This window comes from Aliiruegeria haliotis, assembly GCF_003003255.1.
Lineage (GTDB): Bacteria > Pseudomonadota > Alphaproteobacteria > Rhodobacterales > Rhodobacteraceae > Tropicimonas > Tropicimonas haliotis.
This window is the reverse complement of record NZ_PVTD01000002.1, coordinates 1-20,573: the sequence shown is the minus strand read 5'-3', so window position 1 is coordinate 20,573 and position 20,573 is coordinate 1. Positions and strand designations below refer to the sequence as shown.

Below are 20,573 nucleotides of genomic sequence, written 5' to 3'. Positions count from 1 at the left end.
TCCGGCTTCGGGCGCCGCACCTTCCGGGGAAGGGTGGTTTCCCGCGGCAATTCCTGCGCTAGATCCGGGACATGACACACGCACCGATCCTACTCTGGTTTCGCCGCGATCTGCGGCTTCACGACAACGCCGCGCTTCAGGCCGCGCTTCAGACGGGACGTCCGCTGATCCCGATCTTTATCCGTGATGGTCTGATCGAGAATCTAGGCGCCGCACCGTCGTGGCGGCTCGGGCAGGGGCTGGATGCCCTGTCGGGGCGTCTGGGCGATGTCGGTGGGCGGTTGGTGTTGCGATCCGGTCCGGTGATGACGGTCCTCAAGGCGCTGATCGCGGAGACCGGGGCGACTTCTGTGATGTGGAACCGGCTTCATGACCCTGCGGCACGGGCACGCGACGAGGTTGTGAAGCAGTCGCTCAAGGCGCTCGGGATCGAGGCGCGCAGCTTCTCCGGTCAGTATCTTGTCGACCCCTGGCAGATCGCGACCGGCGCCGGAACACCGTTCCGGGTTTTCACACCGTTCTGGCGCGCGCTTCAGCAGCAGGAGATCCCCGCGCCCCTGTCGGCCCCGACACGCCTGCCGGCGCCCGAGGTCTGGCCGGAGAGCGAGGCGCTGGAGGCCTGGGCGCTGGGGCGGGCGATGCAGCGTGGCGCTGCGGTTCTGGAGCGGCATGTCCGCGTGGGCGAGGCCGCGGCACTTGACCGTCTGTCGGAGTTCCGCCACGACGGGCTGGCGGCCTATCCTGACCGCCGGGATATTCCCGGCGCGCCCGGCACGTCGCGCCTCAGTGCGGCGCTGTCGCTGGGTGAGATCAGCCCGCGCCAGTGCTGGCACGCGATCATGGCCGAGGAGGCGGCGGGCAATTCCGGTGCCAGTGCCTTCCTGCGCCAACTGGCCTGGCGCGATTTTGCCGGTCACCTCCTGTTTCATGACGGGGCGCTGCCCGACCGGTGCTGGCGCCCGGAATGGGAGGATTTCCCGTGGAACAGGTCCGGCGATACGCCGGAGGTTCTGGCCTGGAAACAGGGTCGCACCGGCGTGCCGTTCGTGGATGCGGCGATGCGGGAGATGCAGGTGACGGGGACCATGCACAACCGGGCGCGCATGATCGCGGCGAGCTACCTGACAAAGCACCTGCTGACCGACTGGCGCATCGGCGAACGCTGGTTTGCCGAGCATCTGGTGGATTTTGACGCGGCCTCGAACGCGATGGGCTGGCAATGGGTGGCAGGCTGCGGGCCGGATGCCTCGCCCTATTTCCGCATCTTCAATCCCGAGACCCAGAAGCAGAAATTCGACCCGCAAGGCCAGTACACGACTGCATGGATCGCCGAGATGTCGCCGGACCCGTCGCCTTTGGCGCTGGAGGTCTTCGAGGCGCTGCCACGCAGTTGGAACATGTCCCCCGAGGATGCCTATCCCGATCCGGTGGTAGGGTTGCCAGAGGGGCGTGCGCGGGCCCTTGCGGCCTACGAAAGCTTCCGGGACAGATCCGGGAGCGACAGTGCCGCCGGCTAGCGGTGCCGTCCCGAAAATCCATCGCTGGATGGGCAGTCCGCACGGACCGCGACGTTATGCGACGCCGTGACCGGCAGCCCGTGGCCTTTGGGCTAGCAGAACGGGTCGGGTAGGCAGGAATGGCGGCGCGAGGCGCGTGGAGCGACGCAGGTGCCGGGACCGTGGCCGGAAGGTCACAACCGCTGCATGAAGGGGGCTTCCCTGCTTCTGCGTTGCCATATTTTCGTCCGGAAGCTGTGATGTCACTCGGACACGGTTAACCCGCCGACCCGAACGACAGACCCGGAAGAGACGCTCCCATGCCCACAGCCGCCAAGCTCTTTGCATCCATCGCATTTGCCCTCGTGGCCTTCTTTGCCTCCGAGGTGTTCAAGCCCTTGCTGCCGGAAGGCACGAATGCGGGCATGCTGACCCCGGTCAACACCTTCGTCGGGTTGCTCTGTGGCTGGATGGTCATGGGGCGGCTGGCCGGCAAGGGGTACTACGCGGCCGCGGGATCCGGTGTGCGGACGGTTGCGGTGATCCTTTTCTACGTGCTCGTGATCTGGGCAGGGATCGAGATGGTCGAACGTTCGACGCAAATGCACTACGAGGGGCCGACCGCCGCGCTTGTCGGGATGATGGATCTCGTTGCAGAGTATTTCCGCCTGATGATAAGCGATCCTCAGGTGCCCATTGTGCTGCTCGCGGGCGGCGTTCTCGCCGCGTTCCTGGCGGAATGGGCCGACGAACGTTGGGCCTGAGGCGACCGGGTCCGAACCGCGGGGCCTGAACACGAAAGGTCCGGCACGGCAATCGGGGGCTGACCAGATGGACGGGATCTTTCTCTATGGAATGCTGTGCCATTCACCACTGCTGACTGTGGTGACCGGCGGGGAGCCGCTGCGGCTGACCCCGGCGCGGCTGCCCGATCACGCAGTGCACTGGACGCGGGGCGACAACATTCCGCTGCTCATCGAGGCGCCGGGAGAGGTGACAGACGGGCTGCTGCTCGAGATGCCGTCGGACGAGGCGATGTCGCGGTTGGAATACTACCAGAACAGTTTCGACGCCCTGCCGGCGGAGGTCGACGTGGAAACCGACGCCGGCCCGGCACGGGCGCGGCTCTATCGTGGCCGGGGCGGGGAGGAGCTTGCCGGGGACCGGTGGGACCTTGCCGAGTGGGTCGCGCGTTGGGGGGAGCTGACCCTCGTCACGGTGCAGGAGATCATGGACGACATGGAGGTTCGACCGGCCTCCGAGGTGGCCCGCCGTTTCGGCCCGATGCGCGCGCGCGGTCAGGCGCGGCTAAATGCACGTCAGGTGGCCCCCTCGACCCTGCGGCGCACCGCGCGCCCCGAGGACGTGGACCTGCGGCGCCGTTCACTCGTCTATTCGAATTTCTTCTCGGTCGAGGAATACGATTTCAGCCATGCGACCTTTGCCGGCGGGCGCAGCCGGGAGATGAACCGGACCGCCTTCATATCCGCCGACGCGGTGACGGTGCTGCCCTACGACCCCGTGCGGGACCGCGTTTTGCTGGTGGAGCAGTTCCGCGCCGGTCCGTTTGCGCGTGGCGACACCCAACCCTGGATGCTGGAGGCGATCGCCGGCCGCATCGACGGAGGCGAGACGCCGCAGGAAGCGGCGCGGCGGGAATCCCTGGAGGAGGCTGGATTGGAACTCGGCGCGCTGCATCTGGTGTCGCAGTATTATCCGACCCCGGGGGCCAAGACCGAGTATCTGTTTGGGTATATCGGCGTGGCGGACCTGCCCGATGGGTCTGCGCGGCTTGGAGGATTGCCGTCGGAAGATGAGGACATCCGCAGTCACGTGATCTCCTTTGACCGGGCACTGGAACTGGTCGAAAGCGGGGAGATCAACGTCGGCCCGCTCATTCTGCTGATCCTTCACCTTGAAAGAAAGCGGGACGCCCTGCGGGCCGGGTGATTGCACTGACCCATGCAGTGCGGGTCGCGCCGTGCGCTCGGGAACGGCTGCCGGTCACCCCGTTGGAGGTGCCGAAACCTTCATCCTGTCCCGCTACCGAAAAGTATCCGAGCCGTGGCGGAAGGCTCCCGCCCCTCGACGCGGCTGGCGCCGCTACTCGGGTTGGGGGTGGCACCTACGGTGGGCCGACATGCCTTGCTAGGGCCGGGAGAACACTGACGTTGGATCGGGCCGTGCTCGGGCTTTGGCACCGCATTGAAGAGGCTCGGGGCGGCAGGAGGTGTTGGCGTGCAAGTCGCCCAAGCGGTCTGCCTTGTCGCCGAGAGGTGTCGCTGCGGCAAGGCTGGATTCGGTTGGACCCGGACCGTTGCCAGGGGACGGGACGAAGGGCACATAGCGCTTGATGTATGGGTGCGAGTATCGCCGCGGACGATCGGTGTCGAACTCAGGTCCGACAGGGCCTAAGGCGTGCGCCGGTGCACAGGAACGCACCAACACCTTTGGGTGTGTGAGAGCAGTGGCAGCGGTGGCTGTCGGCCAGATCGGTCTTGGCCACCAGATGCGCCGGTTGGAGCCTGCTTTTCCACGAGAGCGTCGCCACCAACGGACCGCTACAGGTACGGATGCCAGCGCCTCTCTGTTCCCGATGTCGAACGTTGCGCTTCAACTGCCACGGACGCGCATGACAGCAAGGCCCGCAGCGTGCGGGACGGTTTGCGCTGACAAATTGTTGATCCTGCATGTGAGGGGCCTGCGGCGGTTGACACGACACGGCCCTCCGCTAGCAAGGGACAGGCTCATTTGTGGAAGGGATACCGGTCATGACCATCAGGAAAGATCTCGCGGATGCGATTGGCAACACACCGCTGATCCGTCTTCGCGCGGCCAGCGAGGCCACGGGCTGCGAGATCCTTGGCAAGGCGGAGTTCCTCAACCCCGGGTCCTCGGTGAAGGACCGCGCGGCGCTTTTCATCATCCGCGATGCCATTGCGAAGGGCACGTTGCGCCCCGGTGGCACGATCGTGGAGGGAACTGCGGGCAATACCGGTATCGGCCTCGGGCTGGTCGGGGCGTCGATGGGGTTCAAGACGGTGATCGTGATCCCGGAGACGCAGAGCCAGGAAAAGAAGGACATGATCCGGCTCGCTGGTGCCGAACTGGTGGAGGTTCCGGCGGTTCCCTACAAGAATCCGAACAACTACGTGAAATACTCCGGTCGCCTTGCGGCGGCATTGAACGAGACCGATCCCAACGGGGCGATCTGGGCCAACCAATTCGACAACGTGGCCAATCGGCAGGCCCATGTGGAAGGAACCGGGCCAGAGATCTGGGAACAGACCGGCGGCAAGGTTGACGGGTTCATCTGTGCCGTCGGCTCCGGTGGCACAATCGCCGGGGTGGCAGAGGCGTTGCAGCCGAGGGGCGTGAAGATCGGCCTAGCCGATCCGATGGGCTCGGGCATGTTCTCGCTGCTGACCACCGGAACCGCTGCGGCCACGGGCAGTTCCATCACCGAGGGGATCGGTCAGGGGCGGATCACCGCGAACCTTGAAGGGTTCATGCAGGACATGGCGTTCCAGATTCCCGATTCCGACGCGCTGCAAATCGTCTTCGACCTGGTGGAACACGAGGGTCTTTGCCTCGGTGGATCGTCCGGGATCAATGTCGGGGGCGCCATCCGCATGGCGAAGGAAATGGGACCGGGCCATACGATCGTGACCGTGTTGTGTGATTTCGGTACGCGCTACCAGTCGAAGCTCTTCAATCCGGACTTCCTGAGAGAAAAGGGACTTCCGGTGCCGCATTGGCTCGCCAAACCGTCGGCGGAGCTGCCGTCGGTCTTCGAGGACGTCTGAGCGATGCATTGGCTCCTGTCCCGGCTGCTGGTGCTTGCCCTGGCGCTCTCTGTCCTGGGGAGCTTGCCTGCGGGGCCGGGTACCGCGCCGTTGCACCTAGGCCCGGCAGCAGCCCACGCGCAGGACGCGCAGGCGCCACTGACGGAAGAGGATTTCGAGGCCTGGGAACGCACCGCGCGCCGAGCCGAGCGGGCGCTGGACGACGCGAAGGCCTCCAATCAAGCCTTCGAGGAGTTACGCACCGAACTGGTAGACTGGCGCAGCCTGTTCCAGGCGGAGCAGGGACGAAACTCCGACCGTATCGAAACGCTTGAGGCGCAGATAGCCTCACTCGGTACGCCGGCGGAAGGCCAAGCCGAAAGCGTGGATCTGTCCGACCGCCGTGCCGAACTGAACGCGCAATACCAGACGCTTCGAAAGCCCGTACTCCTCGCGATCGAGGCGCATGCCCGCGCCAGCGGCCTGATTTCGCAGGTCGATCACCTGCTCCGGGAGCGCCAGCAACAGCGTATGCTGGAACGCGGCCCTTCCCCGGTGAACCCGACACATGTCGTCAAGGCGCTCGAAGATGCCCGGATGATCGTACGCATCCTGATCGGCGAGGTGTCGTCCTCGTTGAACCTGCGCAGTGACAGGGTCCTGTTTCTGGACAACCTGCCCAGTATTGCCATCCTCGTCGCGCTTGCCGGGCTGCTGCTGGTCCGTGGCCGGGGCTGGTTTCAGAAGCTGGTGGACTGGCTGGTGGCCAACCGCCCCGGCAGCGAGCGGCTCTTTGTCGTGGCGATGATCATCTCGGTGGGGCAGGTGCTCTTGCCAATGATCGGGATCGCCTTTCTGGTTGCCGCGCTCCAACTGACATCCATGTTCGGGTCCAGCGGCGAAGAGATTCTGCTGACCCTGCCATTCATGGGGGCGGCGTTTTTCGGTGCGCGTTGGCTTGGCGGGCAGACCTTCCCGAAGATGGACAACTGGCCGCGGACGCTGGATCTCCCGCCGCGTGAACGCGTCCGGGGTCGGTTCTACTTCAACTCTCTGGGCGTCATGGTCGCATTGGCGATCCTGATCTCCAACTTGACGGATCTGTTTGCGCTGGGGACAGCAACGGGCGCTGTCTTCGCTTTCCCGGTCATTGTCATGACCGCGCTGTGCCTCGCCGGGATCGCCCGCCTGCTGATCGCAAGCGGCGGCGAGCAGCACGCGTTCGAAACACAAGATGATCGGGACGAGGTGGACGAAAGGGGCTTCCTGCAGAGCATGATCTACATCGTCGGCAGGATCTGCCTGGTGCTCGCGTTTCTGGGTCCGATTGCGGCGGTTCTCGGATATACGCGCGCGGCGGTCTCCCTGACGCTCGCGCCGGGTCTGTCGATTGCGCTGCTCGCGCTTGTGACGTTCCTTCAGCGGCTTTCGATGGGGCTGTTCCAGATGTTTGCCCCGGCAGGGCGCACGGGCACGGGGCTTGCGGCGGTCCTTGTCAACTTCGCGATCATGATCGCGTCGCTCCCGTTTTTTGCGTTGATCTGGGGTGCGCGCTGGGCCGATCTGACGGAGATCTGGGCGACGGTCCGCGAAGGGTTCAAGGTCGGCGACACAAGTATCTCGCCCTCTGTGTTCATGATCTTCGTGATCGTGTTCCTTGGCGGCTACCTCCTGACCCGGATCATTCAGGGCGCAATGCGCAGTTCGGTCCTGCCCCGCACATCGCTGGACCCGGGCGCGCGGAACGCCGTGGATTCCGGCCTCGGCTATGTCGGCATCTTCGCCTCGGCCATGGTGGCCATCTCCGTCGCCGGTCTCGACCTTTCAAACCTCGCGATTGTCGCCGGGGCGCTGTCGGTGGGGATCGGCTTCGGCCTCCAGAACATCGTGCAGAACTTTGTCTCGGGTCTGATCCTGCTGATCGAGCGCCCGGTGACAGAGGGCGACTGGATCGAGGTCGGAAGTGTCATGGGCACGGTCCGAAAGATCTCGGTCCGGGCGACAACGGTGGAGACCTTCGACCGCACGAATGTTGTGGTGCCCAACTCCGACCTTGTCACCGGACAGGTCACCAACTGGACCCGTGGCAGCCTGACAGGTCGCCTGATCCTGACGGTGGGCGTTGCCTATGGCACAGATACCCGCAAGGTTGCGGAGATTCTGCAGGAAGTGGCCGAGGAACACCCGCTGGTCATCGTCAATCCACCGCCGACGGTCGTGTTCCAGGGGTTCGGTGCGGATTCGCTGGATTTCGAGATCCGTGTGATCCTGCGTGACATCAACTTCGGCCTTGGCGCGCGGACGGAGCTGAATCACCGGATCGCCGAACGGCTGGCCGAGGCCGGGATAGAGATTCCGTTTGCGCAGCGCGACATCTGGCTGCGCAATCCCGAGGCGCTGGGGGGCGGGTCCGTGCCGGTCCCCGCGGCGGAGATCGCGTCCACCGCGCCCATCGAGCCAGATGCAAACCCGGAGATACCCAGCGAGGACGACGAATGACCGAGCCCCTTTTTCGGAAAGATGCCTATTCGCGCGAGGCCGCGGGGACGGTGTTGGAGCACACCCCGGAAGGCGGAATCGTGCTCGATGCTAGTGTTTTCTACCCCAAGGGGGGCGGTCAGCCCGGTGACAGCGGTGCGGTTCACTGGAACGGCGGGACACTGGAGATCGCCACGGCTGTCAAGGGAGACGGGGACAGCATCGTGCTGGTTCCTTCCGAGGCGGCCGCGCTTCCGCCGGTCGGCGCAGAGGTGCGCCAGGTTCTGAACTGGGATCGCCGATACCGACACATGCGGGTGCACACCGGTCTGCACCTGTTATCCGTCGTGATCCCGCTGCCGGTGTCCGGCGGGTCGATCTCTCCCGAGAAGGGTCGGCTGGATTTTGACATGCCGGAGGCACTTGAGGACAAGGAGGCCGTTCAGGCCGCGTTGCAGGATCTGATCGATCGCGATCTGCCAGTCACCGAGGACTGGATTACGGATGAGGAACTCGCCGCAAACCCAGGTCTGGTCAAGACCATGTCGGTCAAGCCGCCGAAGGGGCAGGGGCGCGTGCGCCTGATCCGCATCGGCGAAGGGGCCGCCCAGGTCGACCTGCAACCCTGTGGCGGCACCCATGTTGCCCGCACCGGGGAGATCGGGCGCATTGCCCTTGGAAAAGTGGAGAAAAAGGGGGCCAGGAACCGCCGTGTGAACATGCTCTTGCAAAGCTGAAAAAACTTGCACTCCGGGGCGCGAAAAACGCCGTTGCCCCCTTGCATGTCTCCCCGACTCTTGGATAGACCGTGCGGCACCGGAGAGGTGGCCGAGTGGTCGAAGGCGCACGCCTGGAAAGTGTGTAGGCGGGAAACCGTCTCCAGGGTTCGAATCCCTGTCTCTCCGCCAGATACCCATCCAAGCATATCCAGACATCCAGTAAAATAAGGCTTTTGGGCCTTCCGTATGTCCGTGGATGTCCGTACCCTACCGTCCAGACGCGAACCCTCGGTAAGGTTTCGGTAAGGACAGGCTCGTCCAACCAACGAGCCTCTCTCGACCGGTTTAGTGACCCCGTAGGGAAGAAAACAAAGAACGCCGATCATCGGCACCAGACCACGCCGCCTCACCAGCGGCCTCATCACAGGAGAAACACAATGCGTGTAACCGCACTCAATCAACTGTCCGCCCGTTCCATCAAGTCGCTGCCCAATGGCATGCACAGCGATGGCGGCGGCCTCTACCTCCGCGCCAAGGGAAACAGCCGCTCTTGGATTTTCCGCTACACCTTCGGCGGCAAGAAGAAGGAGATCGGCCTCGGCTCGATCCAGTCCGTCACCCTCTCCACCGCTCGCCAGAAGGCTGCAGGCAACCGCGAGATCATCGCCACCGGCGGTGACCCCAAGGTCGCCAAGGAAGCAGCCAAGGCCGCCGCTGTCGCGCCGGTCGAGGTGAAGGCCATGACCTTCGAGACCGCCATGCAGGAGTTCCTGACCGGGCACCTGAAGACCCTCACCAACCGGAAGGCCAAGACCCAGTGGGAGAACAGCCTGCGCATGCACGCTGCCAGCCTACTGCCGATGACCTGCGCCGACATCACCGCGTCGGACATCCACACCTGCCTCGATCCGATCTGGATGGCCAAGATGGAGACCGCCTCTCGCGTCCGTCAGCGGATCGAGAAAATCCTCGCCTTCGCCGACGCGAAAGAGGATCGGGATCGTCGGAACCCCGCCGACATGGATGGCAAGCTGGGCTTCCTGCTGCCCAAGCAGGCCAAGGTCCGGGTTGTGAAGCACCATGCCGCCGTGCCGGTCACCGACGCCCCTGACGCCTTTCTGAGGCTCTGGGTGAAGCGTGACAACGGCATGGGCTACGCGGCCATGGTCACCGCTATCCTGACCGGCCTCCGCTCTGGCGAGGCGCGCAACCTGCGCTGGTCGGACATCCGTGACGACCACATCCTGATCCCGGCGGACCGGATGAAGGCGCGGCGCGACCATCGCATCCCGCTGACGCCACTGCTGGAGGCGCACCTCTTCGCGCAGCACCGTTTCGCTGGCACCGATTTGGTTCATCCCGGCACCTCGGGCCGCCCAATCTCCGACATGACCATGGCGCAGGCCATGCGTCGGTCGGGACTGGGCAACTACACGCCCCACGGATGGCGCTCGACGTTCAGCGACTGGGCCAACGGCTCAGGCTACTCGCGAGACCATGTCGAGGACCAGCTTGCCCACACCATCGGCAATGCCGTGGAGCGGGCATACCGCCGGTCGGACTTCCTCGATCAGCGCCGTCCTCTCATGGAGGCGTGGGAGGGCTTCGTCGCCGCTCAGGTCAACGAGGGAGGGCTGCTCCATGCTGCTGAATGAACTCGACCACGAGACCCGGCAAGCCATCGCCGAGACAGAGGCGATCTACAATGAGCCAATCGACTGGTCCGACGACATCAAGCGGGAGATCGATCTGCTGGATGCCGATATCGGCGAGGCTGAATGGTTCTTCGCGGATCTGATCGGGCCAGAGGCTACGATCCGCACGCCCAAGGCCGTGGAGAGCCGCTCTGCGTGGCTCTCCGCACGCAGGGGCGCAAGCATCGCCCGGAGGCTCCTCGCCGCTGGAGATGCCGTTGGGGCCGCCCTTCACATTGCTCATGGCCGCAAGGCCTTCAGTACGGTCAGGAACGAAAAAGTCGCACGCAAGCGACCCGGCAAGTCGGGCCACCCCGGATCAAATCGGGATGCCCAGTTTCGTGATGCCGCAGAAAGGTTCCAGCAGGAGAAAGGCGGAAGCCTGATGCAGGCGGCTAGGTGTGTCCTGAAGCGCGACCCAACACTTGCAGAACGGTTCGACAGCACTGGCCGATCAGCTATCAAATCCGCGCTTCAACGAGGTAAGTCAACATAGGTAACGAGAGACCCCGCTTCGGTGCCAACGCTCGCGGTACAAGCTGAAAACAACCGGCCCGCCATTGGTTTGGCGGGCCCACTTCACTGTGAACTTGGCGCTTGGTCGCACTCCAGATCCGCCTTGGCTGACATCTCTCTCGACGGTTTCTTCCGGAAGTCCGCTGACTGAAAAGCCGACATTGGAAAGACTTCCGGCAATGGCGGTTCAACGAACGATCCGGAACATCCTGCACGTGCGCCGCTGGTCGGTGCCCCATTTTTTTTTCCCAAGTTCCGCTCCGATATGTGCTCTATTCGAAATGACCTACAGAAATTTGGGGCGAATAACCTTTTGGTTTTCAAAAGGTTTCGACTATGCTGCGTGTATCCCCAGCATTGGGGGCATTAGGTATTAGAGTGCGAATTTGGTTTCTCCTTAGTTACCAGCGGAGGCGAATATGCGAAGGATCATTTTGATTGCGTGTTTGATAGTTGTACTAGGGTCGGTTTTCGGCACAGCGGTCGGAGTAGCAGAGACCGCTCCGCCTCCGGGGACAGTTTCTTCCAATGGTGGATTGAAGTTCAGTCATCAGTTGGCCAAAGAGAACTTCTCAGGACTGAAACCGAAACACGGCAAAGCAGCGAACTTCCGACCAGGCAGGATCGTCGTCGAGACGGACCCCGCTCGGGTGCGGTCAGGCAAGTCATCTATTCGTTTTCAAATCCAACCGGGTGACTGCGGCCGCAGCGCCGGGCCCGGTTCTTGGGACGACTGCAAGTTGAGGAACGAACGTATTGAAGTCACTACGCAAGGGTCCACGGCAAAATCGTCATTCTATGCCTTTTCAGTTTTGCTGAGCCGGGACTTTTCAGCCCTTCAAAACTACCATCCGGAGGTCAATCTGTATCAGAACTACCAGTATGGGAGTGGCGCGTGCTTCAATATCCAATACAGTATTCCGAGGAAAGCCCTTCACATACAACACCGTTGCGTTAACGGAAGGTATGATCACGGCAGCCCCAAGAATACCTATGTTCCGGGACCAACATTTGATCGTTGGCATGAGTTCGTAATCTATGCGAAGTGGTCAAGAGGAAGCGACGGAGTTTATAGGGTCCTCCACAATGGAAAGCTCGTCTACAGTTTTTCCGGGGCAACGCTTGCGGCAGACGCGGGTTCAAAGATCATCACAAATCTATTTATCTACCGATACGAAGGCGTTGGTAGAACCACGACAGCGTCCACTGCTTGGTTTGACGATATTGTGGCCTCCAAGAGTTTCTCAAAAATTTCTGCGAGATATCCTGTCAGCAAGGCTGCTTTGGGAGTGCGCTAGATCAAGTGATCGGCCGAACTAAGCAGGATTGCGCAAGCGTTGTCATGTTTCAACGGCCGCGATGGGCTCAGCGCCAATCATCTGACGCACTCCGCTGATGACCGCGAAGTCGGCAAAGCCGAAACGCGCGACGGGTCACCGGACGCGCGCTTTCAACATCAATCGTAGGGACTGGCGTTTCGGTTGGGTCTTTTGTTGCCCTGAGAGCAAATAGTGGGTGCATCAACCTGACGGCCCTATCGAAATGCACCCGCCTCCGGGTCCAGTTGAGTGTCCACATGGACACTACTACCGACAGGAGGAACCCGAAATGTCCGAGGCCAATGAACCACGCCAGATGCTTCGCCTGCCGCAGGTCAGCGCGAAGACGACCCTTTCCCGCAGTGCGATCTACGAGGCGATCAAGGATCGCGACTTCCCCAAGCCGATCAAGGTGACCTCCAGCCTGAACGCTTGGTTCGAGGACGAGGTCGATGCGTGGTTGGAAAGTCGGGATCGGGCTGCTGTTTAGAAACACCCGACCCCCGAAGGGGCCGGGTGTCCGCCGGGGAACCACCCCCAGCGTGTTTGCCGGGTTACCACACCCAGCTACCACACCCGACCGTCACAGAAGAAGCAGCCGGGCACAGCCTCACTAGCGGGATCAGACCTGCCCGGAAAGAGAAAATACCCGGCAGGGTCGGGTCAGGAGGTCGACCTGATGGCCGCTGGATTTCCTCGCACACGAGGATGAACTGAAAACGGAGACCAACAACATGGATGCGATCACCAAAGAGGCCCGGTTCTTGCTCGACCGGCTGTCCGAGATTGACGAGTTCATCGGCGACAACGAACGCCTGACCCGCGAGTGGTTCGGCCATGTCGAACCGAGCATCGCCCGGTTGAGAGCGCTGGTGGGAGGAGAGTGATGGGCAACGAACCGACCGAGATCATCCGGCACGATCTGGATATGATGGAACTGGTCCTCAGCCTGCAGTGGTTGAAGCGGCAGGACATGAGTGAGCGTCAGCGCCGCTCGCTGGCACTGGCCTACATGCTCCACTACGTGAACTCGACCAGCCCAGCCCTCGCACTGAGCGACCTGATGCAACCGCTGATCTTACTGCAGGCCGAACTGCAGATGCCATCGGACAGAGGGAGCACCCTCAAGATCGCGGAGATTGCCGTCAGGGTTTACGCACTCGCCGCCGTCGTCGTCCTCAGGGCCAATGGTGAGAGGGCGACACCCGCGCGTCAGGCGGTCGCCGATGTCCTGACCAGCGAGGGTTGGCCAGCGGGGATATCCGATATCGAGCAGTGGACCCACGTCTGGCTGCCCACCAAGGGCGGCGAAGGTGAGGCGCGCGTTCAGGCCGCAGCCCGGACCATGGCGAACTGGGTTCCGCCCGGTAGAGACCAGATGACGCCCGCCGCCGAGCGGGCCACAGACCTGCTGCGTCGGCGCATCAGGGACTACGGCGAGAAAAACTAAGGTTCGGTGGGGTCGAACCTTAAGACTGATCCGTCGCAGACTGACCAACAAGACAGACAAGGAGAAGCAGCATGAACCAGATGACCGGCAAAGTCGAAATCCTCCCGCCCGACGACCTGCTGCCGACCTCAGGCCGGATTAATTTGGACAGCTACTATTCCCGCAAGGAATGTGCCGCCCTCCTGCGCCTGCCACAGCCCCTCTTCAACGCATGGGCGCTCGACCGGGGGCTGACCATCACCAAGATCAAGTCGAAGGATTTCGTGCTCGGGGCAGACCTCCTCAGGGCACAACAGAACGCCGCTTGATACCCAGCGGCAGGGACCGGCGGTGTTGTTGAGACCGTTTGCCGCCGGTCCCGACCCCTGAAGCGGAGATGAGCACAGGGTCTCACGAGAAACCCGATCTGGCAAATCTCCACAAAAGCGCAGGATCGCACGGGCCAGTTCGCGCAGGCCAGTCACCACCAGCCGATCCGTCAGAACCGGTCGCACAGGCTCGACCACAACGATGGAGACAGGCGAATGCGCCACGAACAGATCGACCCACCGACCGCCTCCGGAATGGAACTATTCAACCTCGACCCAACAGCCATCCTGACCGGCGCAGGATCAATGCAGAACGCCCTCCTGATCCAGCAAATCTCCAGAGCCATCGCCTCCGGCCAGACGGACGGAGCCGCCGCCTGCTGCTGCTGCTGCAAGGCACCCTACGAAGGGTCGCGCTTCCCAACCGTTGGCGTGCGTGTGCCCATCAGCGGGGCGAACGGAGCGCTCTACGCATCGGTCTGCTCCAAATGCACCCAAGGACGCGGCAGGAAGGCCATCCTCGGCCTCGTCGCCAAGACGCTCGATATCGACCTGACCGATGCGAAGGTCGTGACGACACCGGGGCCAGAGACCGCCCAATGAACGAAACAGAAAAGCCCGGCCCCGCAATGAAGCGGGAGCCGGGCCAAAATCCGGGTGATGAAGCCAGACATCCAAGAAATACAGGACATAGTGTGACAATGCAAAGACAACACAACATCTCGCCCCGGCAGCAGCCGCTCTGGGCCGACCCGATCACCACCCAAAGCACCGCAACCTTCAACATCCGGGAGGAGGCCGAACGCGGTGCTGGCCGTCGATCCCCGATGAACTGGGTGATGATCCATGAAAAGTACCAAGACCACGGACAGCACGCCGTCCGCATCGAGACCCCCTCGATCCGACCACCGTATCGAAGGGGTCGCCCTCCGTACCTCCGCACTCCGTGACCTCGTCGCGGACTATCCTGCCTGCGGCGTAGACGTCCGGCAGACCCTGAGTACCTTGCTCTATCAACTGGCCCCCACCCACATGGGAGGCCTTGGCCTGCCGTGGCCGGAAGAGCACGACGATCTCGCCGGTGAGCGGGACCTCGTCATCGCCGCAGCGCGTGCAGCCGCTGGCTCTATAGGAGAGGCCCACGAGCAGCACCTCGCTGACGCGAGGACGCATCTTGCGAACCTGCAGGCCATGGCCTCGGAAAGCGAGGTGGCGGCATGAGCGAGAATGCATTGATCGATATTCGACGCGCGGTAGAGGTGGCGCGCATGTCATTGGCCCAGCAGCACCCTGACAGGGTCGGACATGAAGGGAACTGCATCTATCTGGCAGGGGTCAGTTCGCTCGCGCTGTCCTGCCTTGGGAAGATATCCACTCCCGTCGTTGGTGACGCGGTGGTGCTGTACCTTCACGCGCCGGACGAGGCCCTTGTGCTCGCATGCGGAGATGTAGCGGATATCGCCCCGAACGTCCCTGTCGGACTTACAAGGCCCGAAGATTTCCATGTCTGGCTAGAGACACCCGACGAGGTTGTCATCGACCCCGGATTTGCGAGTGATCTCTCTGTACGCGGCTACCATCCGCCCGAGGACTTCATCGTCGGAAACAGTGACACCCTGACACCCGACTGGATCGGGCAACACCGGTGTTGTCAAAGGAAGTTGGCTTGAAGCCGGGCAGGGGGCTGGGTAGCGTCTCCGGATGACGAAACGCGACCCGTTCAAGTACTTCAAGACGAGCCCTGAAATCATTCGCCTCGCGGTGATGATGTACGTGCGGTTCCCGCTATCGCTGCGAAATGTCGAGGATCTTCTGCACGAACGCGGCATCGATGTCAGTCATGAAGCTGTCCGCTTCTGGTGGCATCGGTTTGGACCGATGTTCGCGTCTGAGATCCGCCAGAAACGCGCCGAGCGGATGCGCTCCTGGCCGCAATGGCGATGGCATCTGGACGAGATTTTCGTGAAGATCAACGGCGAACGCCACTACCTTTGGCGGGCGGTCGATCACGAGGGTGAGGTGCTCGAAAGCTTCGTGACAAAAACGCGGGACCGGAAAGCGGCATTAAAATTCATGAGAAAATCAATGAAACGCTACGGCCGTCCAGAAGTCATCGTCACTGACCGGCTCCGATCCTATGGTGCTGCGCTGAGGGAGATCGGTGCGGCCGATCGGCAGAAAACAGGCCGCTGGCTTAACAACAGGGCGGAGAATTCGCACCTGCCGTTTCGACGAAGTGAGCGAGCAATGCAACGCTTTCGGCGGATGCGAAGTTTGCAGATGTTCGCCGCCGTCCACGCCTCTGTCTTCAACCAATTCAATTCGGAGCGTAGCCTCTCTTCCAGAGCAAACTTCAAGCAGAACCGTGCCGCTGCTCTCGACGAGTGGCGCCAACTCTGCGCTGCATAAGGGACATGCTCACTGGCCATTCGGAGACTGGTTAGAATTTGTCTGCCAGCACCACCTTGATGGCATGCGTCTGGAGATCCTCGACAATCGGCGCGAGCGCAGGTCGCTGAACCTCGGCTCACCAGCAGACCGGATCCACATTGTGGTCGAGGTCGCGGATATTGAAAGTGCGCGCGACGCAGTTTCAATTGAAGCACCGGGAATTGTCACCGTGTCTTGGGGTGCGCGACTTTTTCAATTGCGTGATCCCGACGGTGTGGCCGTGACCTATCTTGAATGGCTGCGGCCGTCCTCTTCGCAATGGAGACACATGCGCGGCGGCATACAAAGTGGTCATGGGCGGGGACAATATTTCACCCAGCTTGACTGGGCGCGTGCCCAGTTCGTCGAAAAGCTGGGGATGGACCCGTTTCCTGGGACGCTGAACCTGATGGTTGAAGACGATTTGGACTCGACCTCGAATTGGCTGAACCTACGCGGCACGCCGGGAATCCGGATTGAAAACCCACATGACGGACCGCGTGACTGCGATGCGCGCTGCTACCCGGTTTTGATCGACGGGAGGGTGTCAGGCGCCATCGTTCTTCCCGAAGTCCCGCAATATCCACGCCTGCAGATCGAACTCATTGCGCCGGCCAGGCTGCGTGACCTGCTGAAGAAGAGCGACGGAGACTTTGTGGACATCGAGGTCCTCGATCCGTCCGAGAACAAGTTTTCCAAAGAGGAGCGTACGGACGCATGAAACGGATAATTGTCGGTATCGCTGGCGCGAGCGGCGTCATCTACGGCATTCGCCTTCTCGAAGTCCTGAAGGCGATCGGTGGTTACGAAGTCCATCTCGTGATGAGCCGGTACGCTCGTATGAACATCGAGATCGAGACCGATTTCACCGCGAAGTACGTCGAGGATCTTGCGGATGTCGTACACAACAGTGGCAATCAGGCTGCGGCGATTTCAAGCGGCTCATTCCAGACGGAAGGTATGATCGTTACCGCCTGCTCTATGCGTACCTTGTCGGCGATAACACATTCAATGACCGACAATCTCGTCACGCGCGCGGCCGATGTGGTGCTCAAGGAAAAGCGCCGGCTAGTCCTGATGCCCCGAGAGGCGCCGCTGCATGTCGGTCATTGCAAGCTGTTATTTGAAGCAGCTCAACTCGGTGCGATCATCGCCCCGCCGATGCCGGCCTTCTACAACCGCCCAAAGACCATTGACGATATCGTCAATCACGGGGTCGGACGGGTGCTGGATCTCTTCGATATTGATGCGGGCCTCCTTAAACGCTGGGAGGGGCCATATCCACATTTTGAGGGCTCGAAACTTTCACAACCAGAAGCTGCCACGGGCAAGCCTGTGTCAGAGGACCAAAGCAGCCCACAACATCCAAAAGCAACCACAGATACTTAAGGTAAGATGAAATGACATTGGAGGCCGTAGTGTCACTCACTATTGATCGCACCGCTATCCCACGGACGTACCGCGACTATCTCGACCAGCTCAAAAGCATGGGCGAAATGCGCGAGATCGACGATGAGGTTGACTGGAACTACGAAGAAGGAGCCATCCTGCGCCGCTGCACCGAGCAGTGCTTGCCCGGACCTATCTTCAACAAGATCAAGGATAGCCCGGACGGGTTCCGTGCAGCGTGCTTCGGAATGGCCAAAAGTGGTACGCCGGGCCAGACTTAGGGCAGGCTTGCCGTTATGCTCGGGATGCCGCCGGACAGCGGTCTGATGGATATGCTGGAAGCCTACAGGGACGCGGTCAAGACAGGCAAGCGGCACGATCCGAATATTGTGAGCGAGGCCGACGCGCCGTGTAAGGAAAACAAGTGGTTCGGCGACGACATCGATCTTAACAAGTTCCCGACGCCGCTCGGCCGCCTCGGCGACAGCGCGCGGTATATCAACCAGGCGGGGATCAATATTTGCCAAACTCCGGATGGGAAATGGACCAACTGGTCCACCAATCGCGGGTGCATCGTCGACAAAGACACCATGACGGGGCTTTGGTTGCGCAAGACCCAGCATAACGGCATCATCCACGAAATGTGGGACAAGGAGGGCAAAGACATGCCTTTCGCGATCGCGCTGGGCGTCAGCCCGGCCGTCGCGACGCAGGCCGCGTCGCGCATTCCCGATTGGGTTGACGAGTACGACGTTGCAAGCGCCCTGATGGACGCTCCCCTAGATATGGTCAAATGCGAAACAAATGAACTGCTCGTTCCAGCGGACAGCGAAATCGTGATCGAGGGCACGGTCTCGATTACCGACAAGAAGATCGATGGTCCGTTTGGCGAGTTTCCTGGCTACCTTTTTGAGGATGCCAAAGGGCCCGCTCCTGTAATGAAAATCACGGCAGTGACGTTTCGAAACAACCCGATCCTACCGCTCGCCCTGCCTGGCGTGCCGACGGACACCACCCATATCTGCATGGGCTTCTTCGGCGGCGCCGATATCACCGACACTTTGCAGGATGCCGGGCTCCCGGTCATCGACGCCCTGATGACCTTCGAGTCCGCGCTGCACTGGACCGTCGTCCGCGTCCACAGCGATTGGCACAAACGGACCGGGTTGAACACCGATGATTTCATAAAGAAGATCGCCGAAGTGTTCTGGGAGAAGAACAAACATGTTGGCCACACTGTCGCGAAAATAATCGTCGTCGGAGAGGATATCGATCCGTCCCGCCCCGATCTCATCTCATGGGCGTTCGCGACCCGCAATCATGCCAGGGACGGCACCTATTTCTTCGACTATAAGGGCTTCTACGGAACGGGCCTCGAAGCCTATACGAATGTCAATGAGCACCTGTCCCATACGTCAAGTGGCCTTTGCATCTACAGTTGCCTGGCGTCGAAGGAACGTATGGGCTTCAACCGACCGTTAATCATGCGGTTTGAGGATAATTACCCGCCAATCCTTCAGGAAAAAGTGCTCAAAAACCTGGAGCGTTGGGGATTTGATAGCGACTGATCAGGACAAGAGACCCTGAGTCGCAATCGGCGGCCGGTCCGCGCGATAGAGGCGGGCTGGTGGGTGATGTCAGAGCAACCTGGCTTGCGGCGGGGCAGGGGGCTGAGTAGCGTCCCGGAATGAAGAAATGTGACCCGTTCAAATACTTCAACACGAGCGAGGAGATCATCCGCCTGGCGGTGAGGTCTTGTCAGAAGGATTACGGTTGAGACGGGCAGGGCGGTCTCGTAGCGTCGGAACATGACCAAACTTGACCCGTTCAAGGGCTTTCAAAGCAGCCCGGAAATGATCCGCCTGGCGGTGATGCTGTACATCCGTTTCCCACTTTCGCTTCGGAACGTCGAAGACTTGTTGCACGAGCGCGGTGTCGAAATCAGCCACGAAACGGTCCGGTTTTGGTTGCGTCGCTTCGGTCCGATTTTCGCTGCCGAGATCCGTAAGAAACGGTCCGAGCGACTGTGTTCTTGGCCGCAGTGGCAATGGCATCTGGACGAGATATTCGTGAAGATCAATGGCGAGCGCCACTACCTTTGGCGGGCCGTCGACCACGAAGGCGAGGTCCTGGAAAGTTTCGTGACGAAGCGGCGGAACAAGAAGGCGGCATTGAAATTCCTCAAGAAAACAATGCGCCGCTACTGTCGGCCGGAGACCATCGTCACTGATTTGCTTCGCTCTTACCGGGCGGCCTTGAAGGCGATTGGCGCTTCGGCGCTGCAAGAAACCGGCCGTTGGCTGAACAACGGGGCTGAGAATTCGCACCTACCGTTCCGACGACGAGAACGGGCAATGCAACGCTTCCGGCGAATGCGAAGTCTGCAGATGTTCGCCGCCGTCCACGCCTCTGTCTTTAACCATTTCAACTCGGAGCGCAGCTTCTACTCACGAGCCAACTTCAAGAAGAACCGTGCCGCACTCTCGCCGAGTGGCGCCAACTCGGCACGGCATAAGGACCAGCCATCCTGCCCTTGTAGAGACGAGTTCGAACTAGTCTGACAGCACCCCGGCACCTCCTTCAGGCCGAGCATTGAGGCTGCCAGCACCCGGCCATGCCCGGCAATCAGCTCGCCGTCGTCAGCGACCATGCAGGGAACGGTCCAGCCGAACTTCGCCATGCTGGCCGCGATCTTCGCGACCTGGTCTGACCCATGCATCTTCGCGTTGCCGGCATAGGGGCGCAGCCTTTCGACCGGCCAGGTCTCGATCCGGTCGGGGGAGAATACCAGGTCCATGCGGATGTCCGTTCTGGGTCGTTGTCAGGGTGGATTCCCCGGGAGGATTCCGGGTGGTGGATTTGACCAAAGTGGATTCCGGGTGGATTCCGGTCAGGAATCTGGAGGGTTCCGTGAGGTCCGCGTGCGTGAGATCGACGCCAAGTGGTGTCGCGGACCTCATTGAAGCCGGATTGAACGAAGCTGCGGGGT

The 20,573-nt window shown here is 61.6% G+C and carries 21 protein-coding genes, 1 tRNA gene and 2 pseudogenes; 23 read left to right on the top strand and 1 reads right to left on the bottom strand.

What is annotated here, in order from left to right:
* The first annotated feature begins 71 nt into the window (after positions 1-71).
* From CLV78_RS05525 to CLV78_RS05420, 23 genes and pseudogenes are all read left to right on the top strand, one after another.
* Positions 72-1,517 carry a cryptochrome/photolyase family protein gene (locus tag CLV78_RS05525; protein WP_106203804.1) on the top strand — a complete coding sequence of 482 codons (1,446 nt, stop codon included), beginning with the start codon at positions 72-74 and terminating at the stop codon, positions 1,515-1,517.
* A gap of 299 nt (positions 1,518-1,816) precedes the next feature.
* The gene (locus CLV78_RS05520) at positions 1,817-2,260 is read left to right on the top strand and encodes a TrgA family protein (protein WP_106203803.1); all 444 of its coding nucleotides are present in this window, start codon (positions 1,817-1,819) and stop codon (positions 2,258-2,260) included.
* 67 nt (positions 2,261-2,327) lie between these two features.
* Positions 2,328-3,446, top strand: a complete 1,119-nt coding sequence (locus CLV78_RS05515) for an NUDIX domain-containing protein (protein WP_106203802.1) — start codon at positions 2,328-2,330, stop codon at positions 3,444-3,446.
* An 821-nt stretch (positions 3,447-4,267) separates the two neighbouring features.
* Positions 4,268-5,302 carry a cysteine synthase A gene (locus CLV78_RS05510; RefSeq protein WP_106203801.1) on the top strand — a complete coding sequence of 345 codons (1,035 nt, stop codon included), beginning with the start codon at positions 4,268-4,270 and terminating at the stop codon, positions 5,300-5,302.
* Positions 5,303-5,305: 3 nt separating this feature from the next.
* Complete coding sequence (locus tag CLV78_RS05505; protein WP_106203800.1) at positions 5,306-7,780, top strand: DUF3772 domain-containing protein; 2,475 nt, start codon at positions 5,306-5,308, stop codon at positions 7,778-7,780.
* Entirely contained in the window at positions 7,777-8,496 is a 720-nt protein-coding gene (locus tag CLV78_RS05500; RefSeq protein ID WP_106203799.1) for an alanyl-tRNA editing protein, read from the top strand. Before CLV78_RS05505 ends, CLV78_RS05500 begins: the two co-directional genes overlap by 4 nt.
* Positions 8,497-8,577: 81 nt before the next feature.
* Positions 8,578-8,667 (top strand) — tRNA-Ser (locus tag CLV78_RS05495).
* 248 nt (positions 8,668-8,915) lie between these two features.
* The gene (locus CLV78_RS05490; RefSeq protein WP_106203798.1) at positions 8,916-10,133 is read left to right on the top strand and encodes a tyrosine-type recombinase/integrase; all 1,218 of its coding nucleotides are present in this window, start codon (positions 8,916-8,918) and stop codon (positions 10,131-10,133) included.
* A complete protein-coding gene (locus CLV78_RS05485; protein WP_106203797.1) occupies positions 10,120-10,668 on the top strand; it encodes a hypothetical protein in 549 nt (182 codons plus the stop codon). The genes CLV78_RS05490 and CLV78_RS05485 overlap by 14 nt, the downstream gene beginning before the upstream one ends.
* Positions 10,669-11,107: 439 nt before the next feature.
* Positions 11,108-11,986: a heparin lyase I family protein gene (locus CLV78_RS24900; RefSeq protein WP_106203796.1), complete on the top strand. Its 879-nt coding sequence runs from the start codon at positions 11,108-11,110 to the stop codon at positions 11,984-11,986.
* Between the two features lie 310 nt (positions 11,987-12,296).
* Positions 12,297-12,497, top strand: coding sequence for a helix-turn-helix transcriptional regulator (locus CLV78_RS05475; protein ID WP_158263446.1), 201 nt, complete (start codon positions 12,297-12,299; stop codon positions 12,495-12,497).
* Between the two features lie 244 nt (positions 12,498-12,741).
* On the top strand, positions 12,742-12,894 hold the full coding sequence (locus CLV78_RS23810; RefSeq protein ID WP_158263445.1) for a hypothetical protein: 153 nt from the start codon (positions 12,742-12,744) through the stop codon (positions 12,892-12,894).
* Positions 12,894-13,457 (top strand): hypothetical protein, encoded by a 564-nt coding sequence (locus CLV78_RS05470; RefSeq protein ID WP_106203794.1) that lies wholly within the window; start codon positions 12,894-12,896, stop codon positions 13,455-13,457. The genes CLV78_RS23810 and CLV78_RS05470 overlap by 1 nt, the downstream gene beginning before the upstream one ends.
* A 71-nt stretch (positions 13,458-13,528) precedes the next feature.
* On the top strand, positions 13,529-13,765 hold the full coding sequence (locus tag CLV78_RS05465) for a hypothetical protein (RefSeq protein ID WP_106203793.1): 237 nt from the start codon (positions 13,529-13,531) through the stop codon (positions 13,763-13,765).
* 216 nt (positions 13,766-13,981) lie between these two features.
* Positions 13,982-14,368 carry a hypothetical protein gene (locus tag CLV78_RS05460; RefSeq protein ID WP_106203792.1) on the top strand — a complete coding sequence of 129 codons (387 nt, stop codon included), beginning with the start codon at positions 13,982-13,984 and terminating at the stop codon, positions 14,366-14,368.
* 243 nt (positions 14,369-14,611) lie between these two features.
* A complete protein-coding gene (locus tag CLV78_RS05455; RefSeq protein ID WP_106203791.1) occupies positions 14,612-14,986 on the top strand; it encodes a hypothetical protein in 375 nt (124 codons plus the stop codon).
* Positions 14,983-15,435 carry a hypothetical protein gene (locus CLV78_RS05450; protein ID WP_106203790.1) on the top strand — a complete coding sequence of 151 codons (453 nt, stop codon included), beginning with the start codon at positions 14,983-14,985 and terminating at the stop codon, positions 15,433-15,435. The genes CLV78_RS05455 and CLV78_RS05450 overlap by 4 nt, the downstream gene beginning before the upstream one ends.
* 31 nt (positions 15,436-15,466) lie before the next feature.
* On the top strand, positions 15,467-16,174 hold the full coding sequence (locus CLV78_RS05445; RefSeq protein ID WP_106203789.1) for an IS6 family transposase: 708 nt from the start codon (positions 15,467-15,469) through the stop codon (positions 16,172-16,174).
* 64 nt (positions 16,175-16,238) lie between these two features.
* Positions 16,239-16,916 carry a DUF120 domain-containing protein gene (locus CLV78_RS05440; RefSeq protein WP_106203788.1) on the top strand — a complete coding sequence of 226 codons (678 nt, stop codon included), beginning with the start codon at positions 16,239-16,241 and terminating at the stop codon, positions 16,914-16,916.
* The gene (locus CLV78_RS05435) at positions 16,913-17,584 is read left to right on the top strand and encodes a UbiX family flavin prenyltransferase (RefSeq protein ID WP_106203787.1); all 672 of its coding nucleotides are present in this window, start codon (positions 16,913-16,915) and stop codon (positions 17,582-17,584) included. Before CLV78_RS05440 ends, CLV78_RS05435 begins: the two co-directional genes overlap by 4 nt.
* 29 nt (positions 17,585-17,613) lie before the next feature.
* The gene (locus CLV78_RS24850) at positions 17,614-17,865 is read left to right on the top strand and encodes a UbiD family decarboxylase domain-containing protein (protein WP_158263444.1); all 252 of its coding nucleotides are present in this window, start codon (positions 17,614-17,616) and stop codon (positions 17,863-17,865) included.
* Positions 17,866-17,910: 45 nt separating this feature from the next.
* Complete coding sequence (locus CLV78_RS05425) at positions 17,911-19,152, top strand: UbiD family decarboxylase (RefSeq protein ID WP_342751797.1); 1,242 nt, start codon at positions 17,911-17,913, stop codon at positions 19,150-19,152.
* Positions 19,153-19,392: 240 nt separating this feature from the next.
* Positions 19,393-20,099, top strand: a pseudogene (locus CLV78_RS05420) (IS6 family transposase).
* Between the two features lie 54 nt (positions 20,100-20,153).
* On the opposite strand, the pseudogene CLV78_RS05415 reads toward CLV78_RS05420, so the two are convergent.
* Positions 20,154-20,381: pseudogene (locus CLV78_RS05415) on the bottom strand (ParB/Srx family N-terminal domain-containing protein); the annotation flags it as partial.
* Positions 20,382-20,573 lie beyond the last annotated feature (192 nt).

What these genes read in the sequence shown, in the direction of transcription:
- CLV78_RS05525 (WP_106203804.1), top strand. Translation starts at nt 72, where the DNA reads ATGACACACGCACCGATCCTACTCTGGTTTCGCCGCGATCTGCGGCTT.
- CLV78_RS05520 (WP_106203803.1), top strand. Translation starts at nt 1,817, where the DNA reads ATGCCCACAGCCGCCAAGCTCTTTGCATCCATCGCATTTGCCCTCGTG.
- CLV78_RS05515 (WP_106203802.1), top strand. Translation starts at nt 2,328, where the DNA reads ATGGACGGGATCTTTCTCTATGGAATGCTGTGCCATTCACCACTGCTG.
- CLV78_RS05510 (WP_106203801.1), top strand. Translation starts at nt 4,268, where the DNA reads ATGACCATCAGGAAAGATCTCGCGGATGCGATTGGCAACACACCGCTG.
- CLV78_RS05505 (WP_106203800.1), top strand. Translation starts at nt 5,306, where the DNA reads ATGCATTGGCTCCTGTCCCGGCTGCTGGTGCTTGCCCTGGCGCTCTCT.
- CLV78_RS05500 (WP_106203799.1), top strand. Translation starts at nt 7,777, where the DNA reads ATGACCGAGCCCCTTTTTCGGAAAGATGCCTATTCGCGCGAGGCCGCG.
- CLV78_RS05490 (WP_106203798.1), top strand. Translation starts at nt 8,916, where the DNA reads ATGCGTGTAACCGCACTCAATCAACTGTCCGCCCGTTCCATCAAGTCG.
- CLV78_RS05485 (WP_106203797.1), top strand. Translation starts at nt 10,120, where the DNA reads ATGCTGCTGAATGAACTCGACCACGAGACCCGGCAAGCCATCGCCGAG.
- CLV78_RS24900 (WP_106203796.1), top strand. Translation starts at nt 11,108, where the DNA reads ATGCGAAGGATCATTTTGATTGCGTGTTTGATAGTTGTACTAGGGTCG.
- CLV78_RS05475 (WP_158263446.1), top strand. Translation starts at nt 12,297, where the DNA reads ATGTCCGAGGCCAATGAACCACGCCAGATGCTTCGCCTGCCGCAGGTC.
- CLV78_RS23810 (WP_158263445.1), top strand. Translation starts at nt 12,742, where the DNA reads ATGGATGCGATCACCAAAGAGGCCCGGTTCTTGCTCGACCGGCTGTCC.
- CLV78_RS05470 (WP_106203794.1), top strand. Translation starts at nt 12,894, where the DNA reads ATGGGCAACGAACCGACCGAGATCATCCGGCACGATCTGGATATGATG.
- CLV78_RS05465 (WP_106203793.1), top strand. Translation starts at nt 13,529, where the DNA reads ATGAACCAGATGACCGGCAAAGTCGAAATCCTCCCGCCCGACGACCTG.
- CLV78_RS05460 (WP_106203792.1), top strand. Translation starts at nt 13,982, where the DNA reads ATGCGCCACGAACAGATCGACCCACCGACCGCCTCCGGAATGGAACTA.
- CLV78_RS05455 (WP_106203791.1), top strand. Translation starts at nt 14,612, where the DNA reads ATGAAAAGTACCAAGACCACGGACAGCACGCCGTCCGCATCGAGACCC.
- CLV78_RS05450 (WP_106203790.1), top strand. Translation starts at nt 14,983, where the DNA reads ATGAGCGAGAATGCATTGATCGATATTCGACGCGCGGTAGAGGTGGCG.
- CLV78_RS05445 (WP_106203789.1), top strand. Translation starts at nt 15,467, where the DNA reads ATGACGAAACGCGACCCGTTCAAGTACTTCAAGACGAGCCCTGAAATC.
- CLV78_RS05440 (WP_106203788.1), top strand. Translation starts at nt 16,239, where the DNA reads ATGCGTCTGGAGATCCTCGACAATCGGCGCGAGCGCAGGTCGCTGAAC.
- CLV78_RS05435 (WP_106203787.1), top strand. Translation starts at nt 16,913, where the DNA reads ATGAAACGGATAATTGTCGGTATCGCTGGCGCGAGCGGCGTCATCTAC.
- CLV78_RS05425 (WP_342751797.1), top strand. Translation starts at nt 17,911, where the DNA reads ATGGATATGCTGGAAGCCTACAGGGACGCGGTCAAGACAGGCAAGCGG.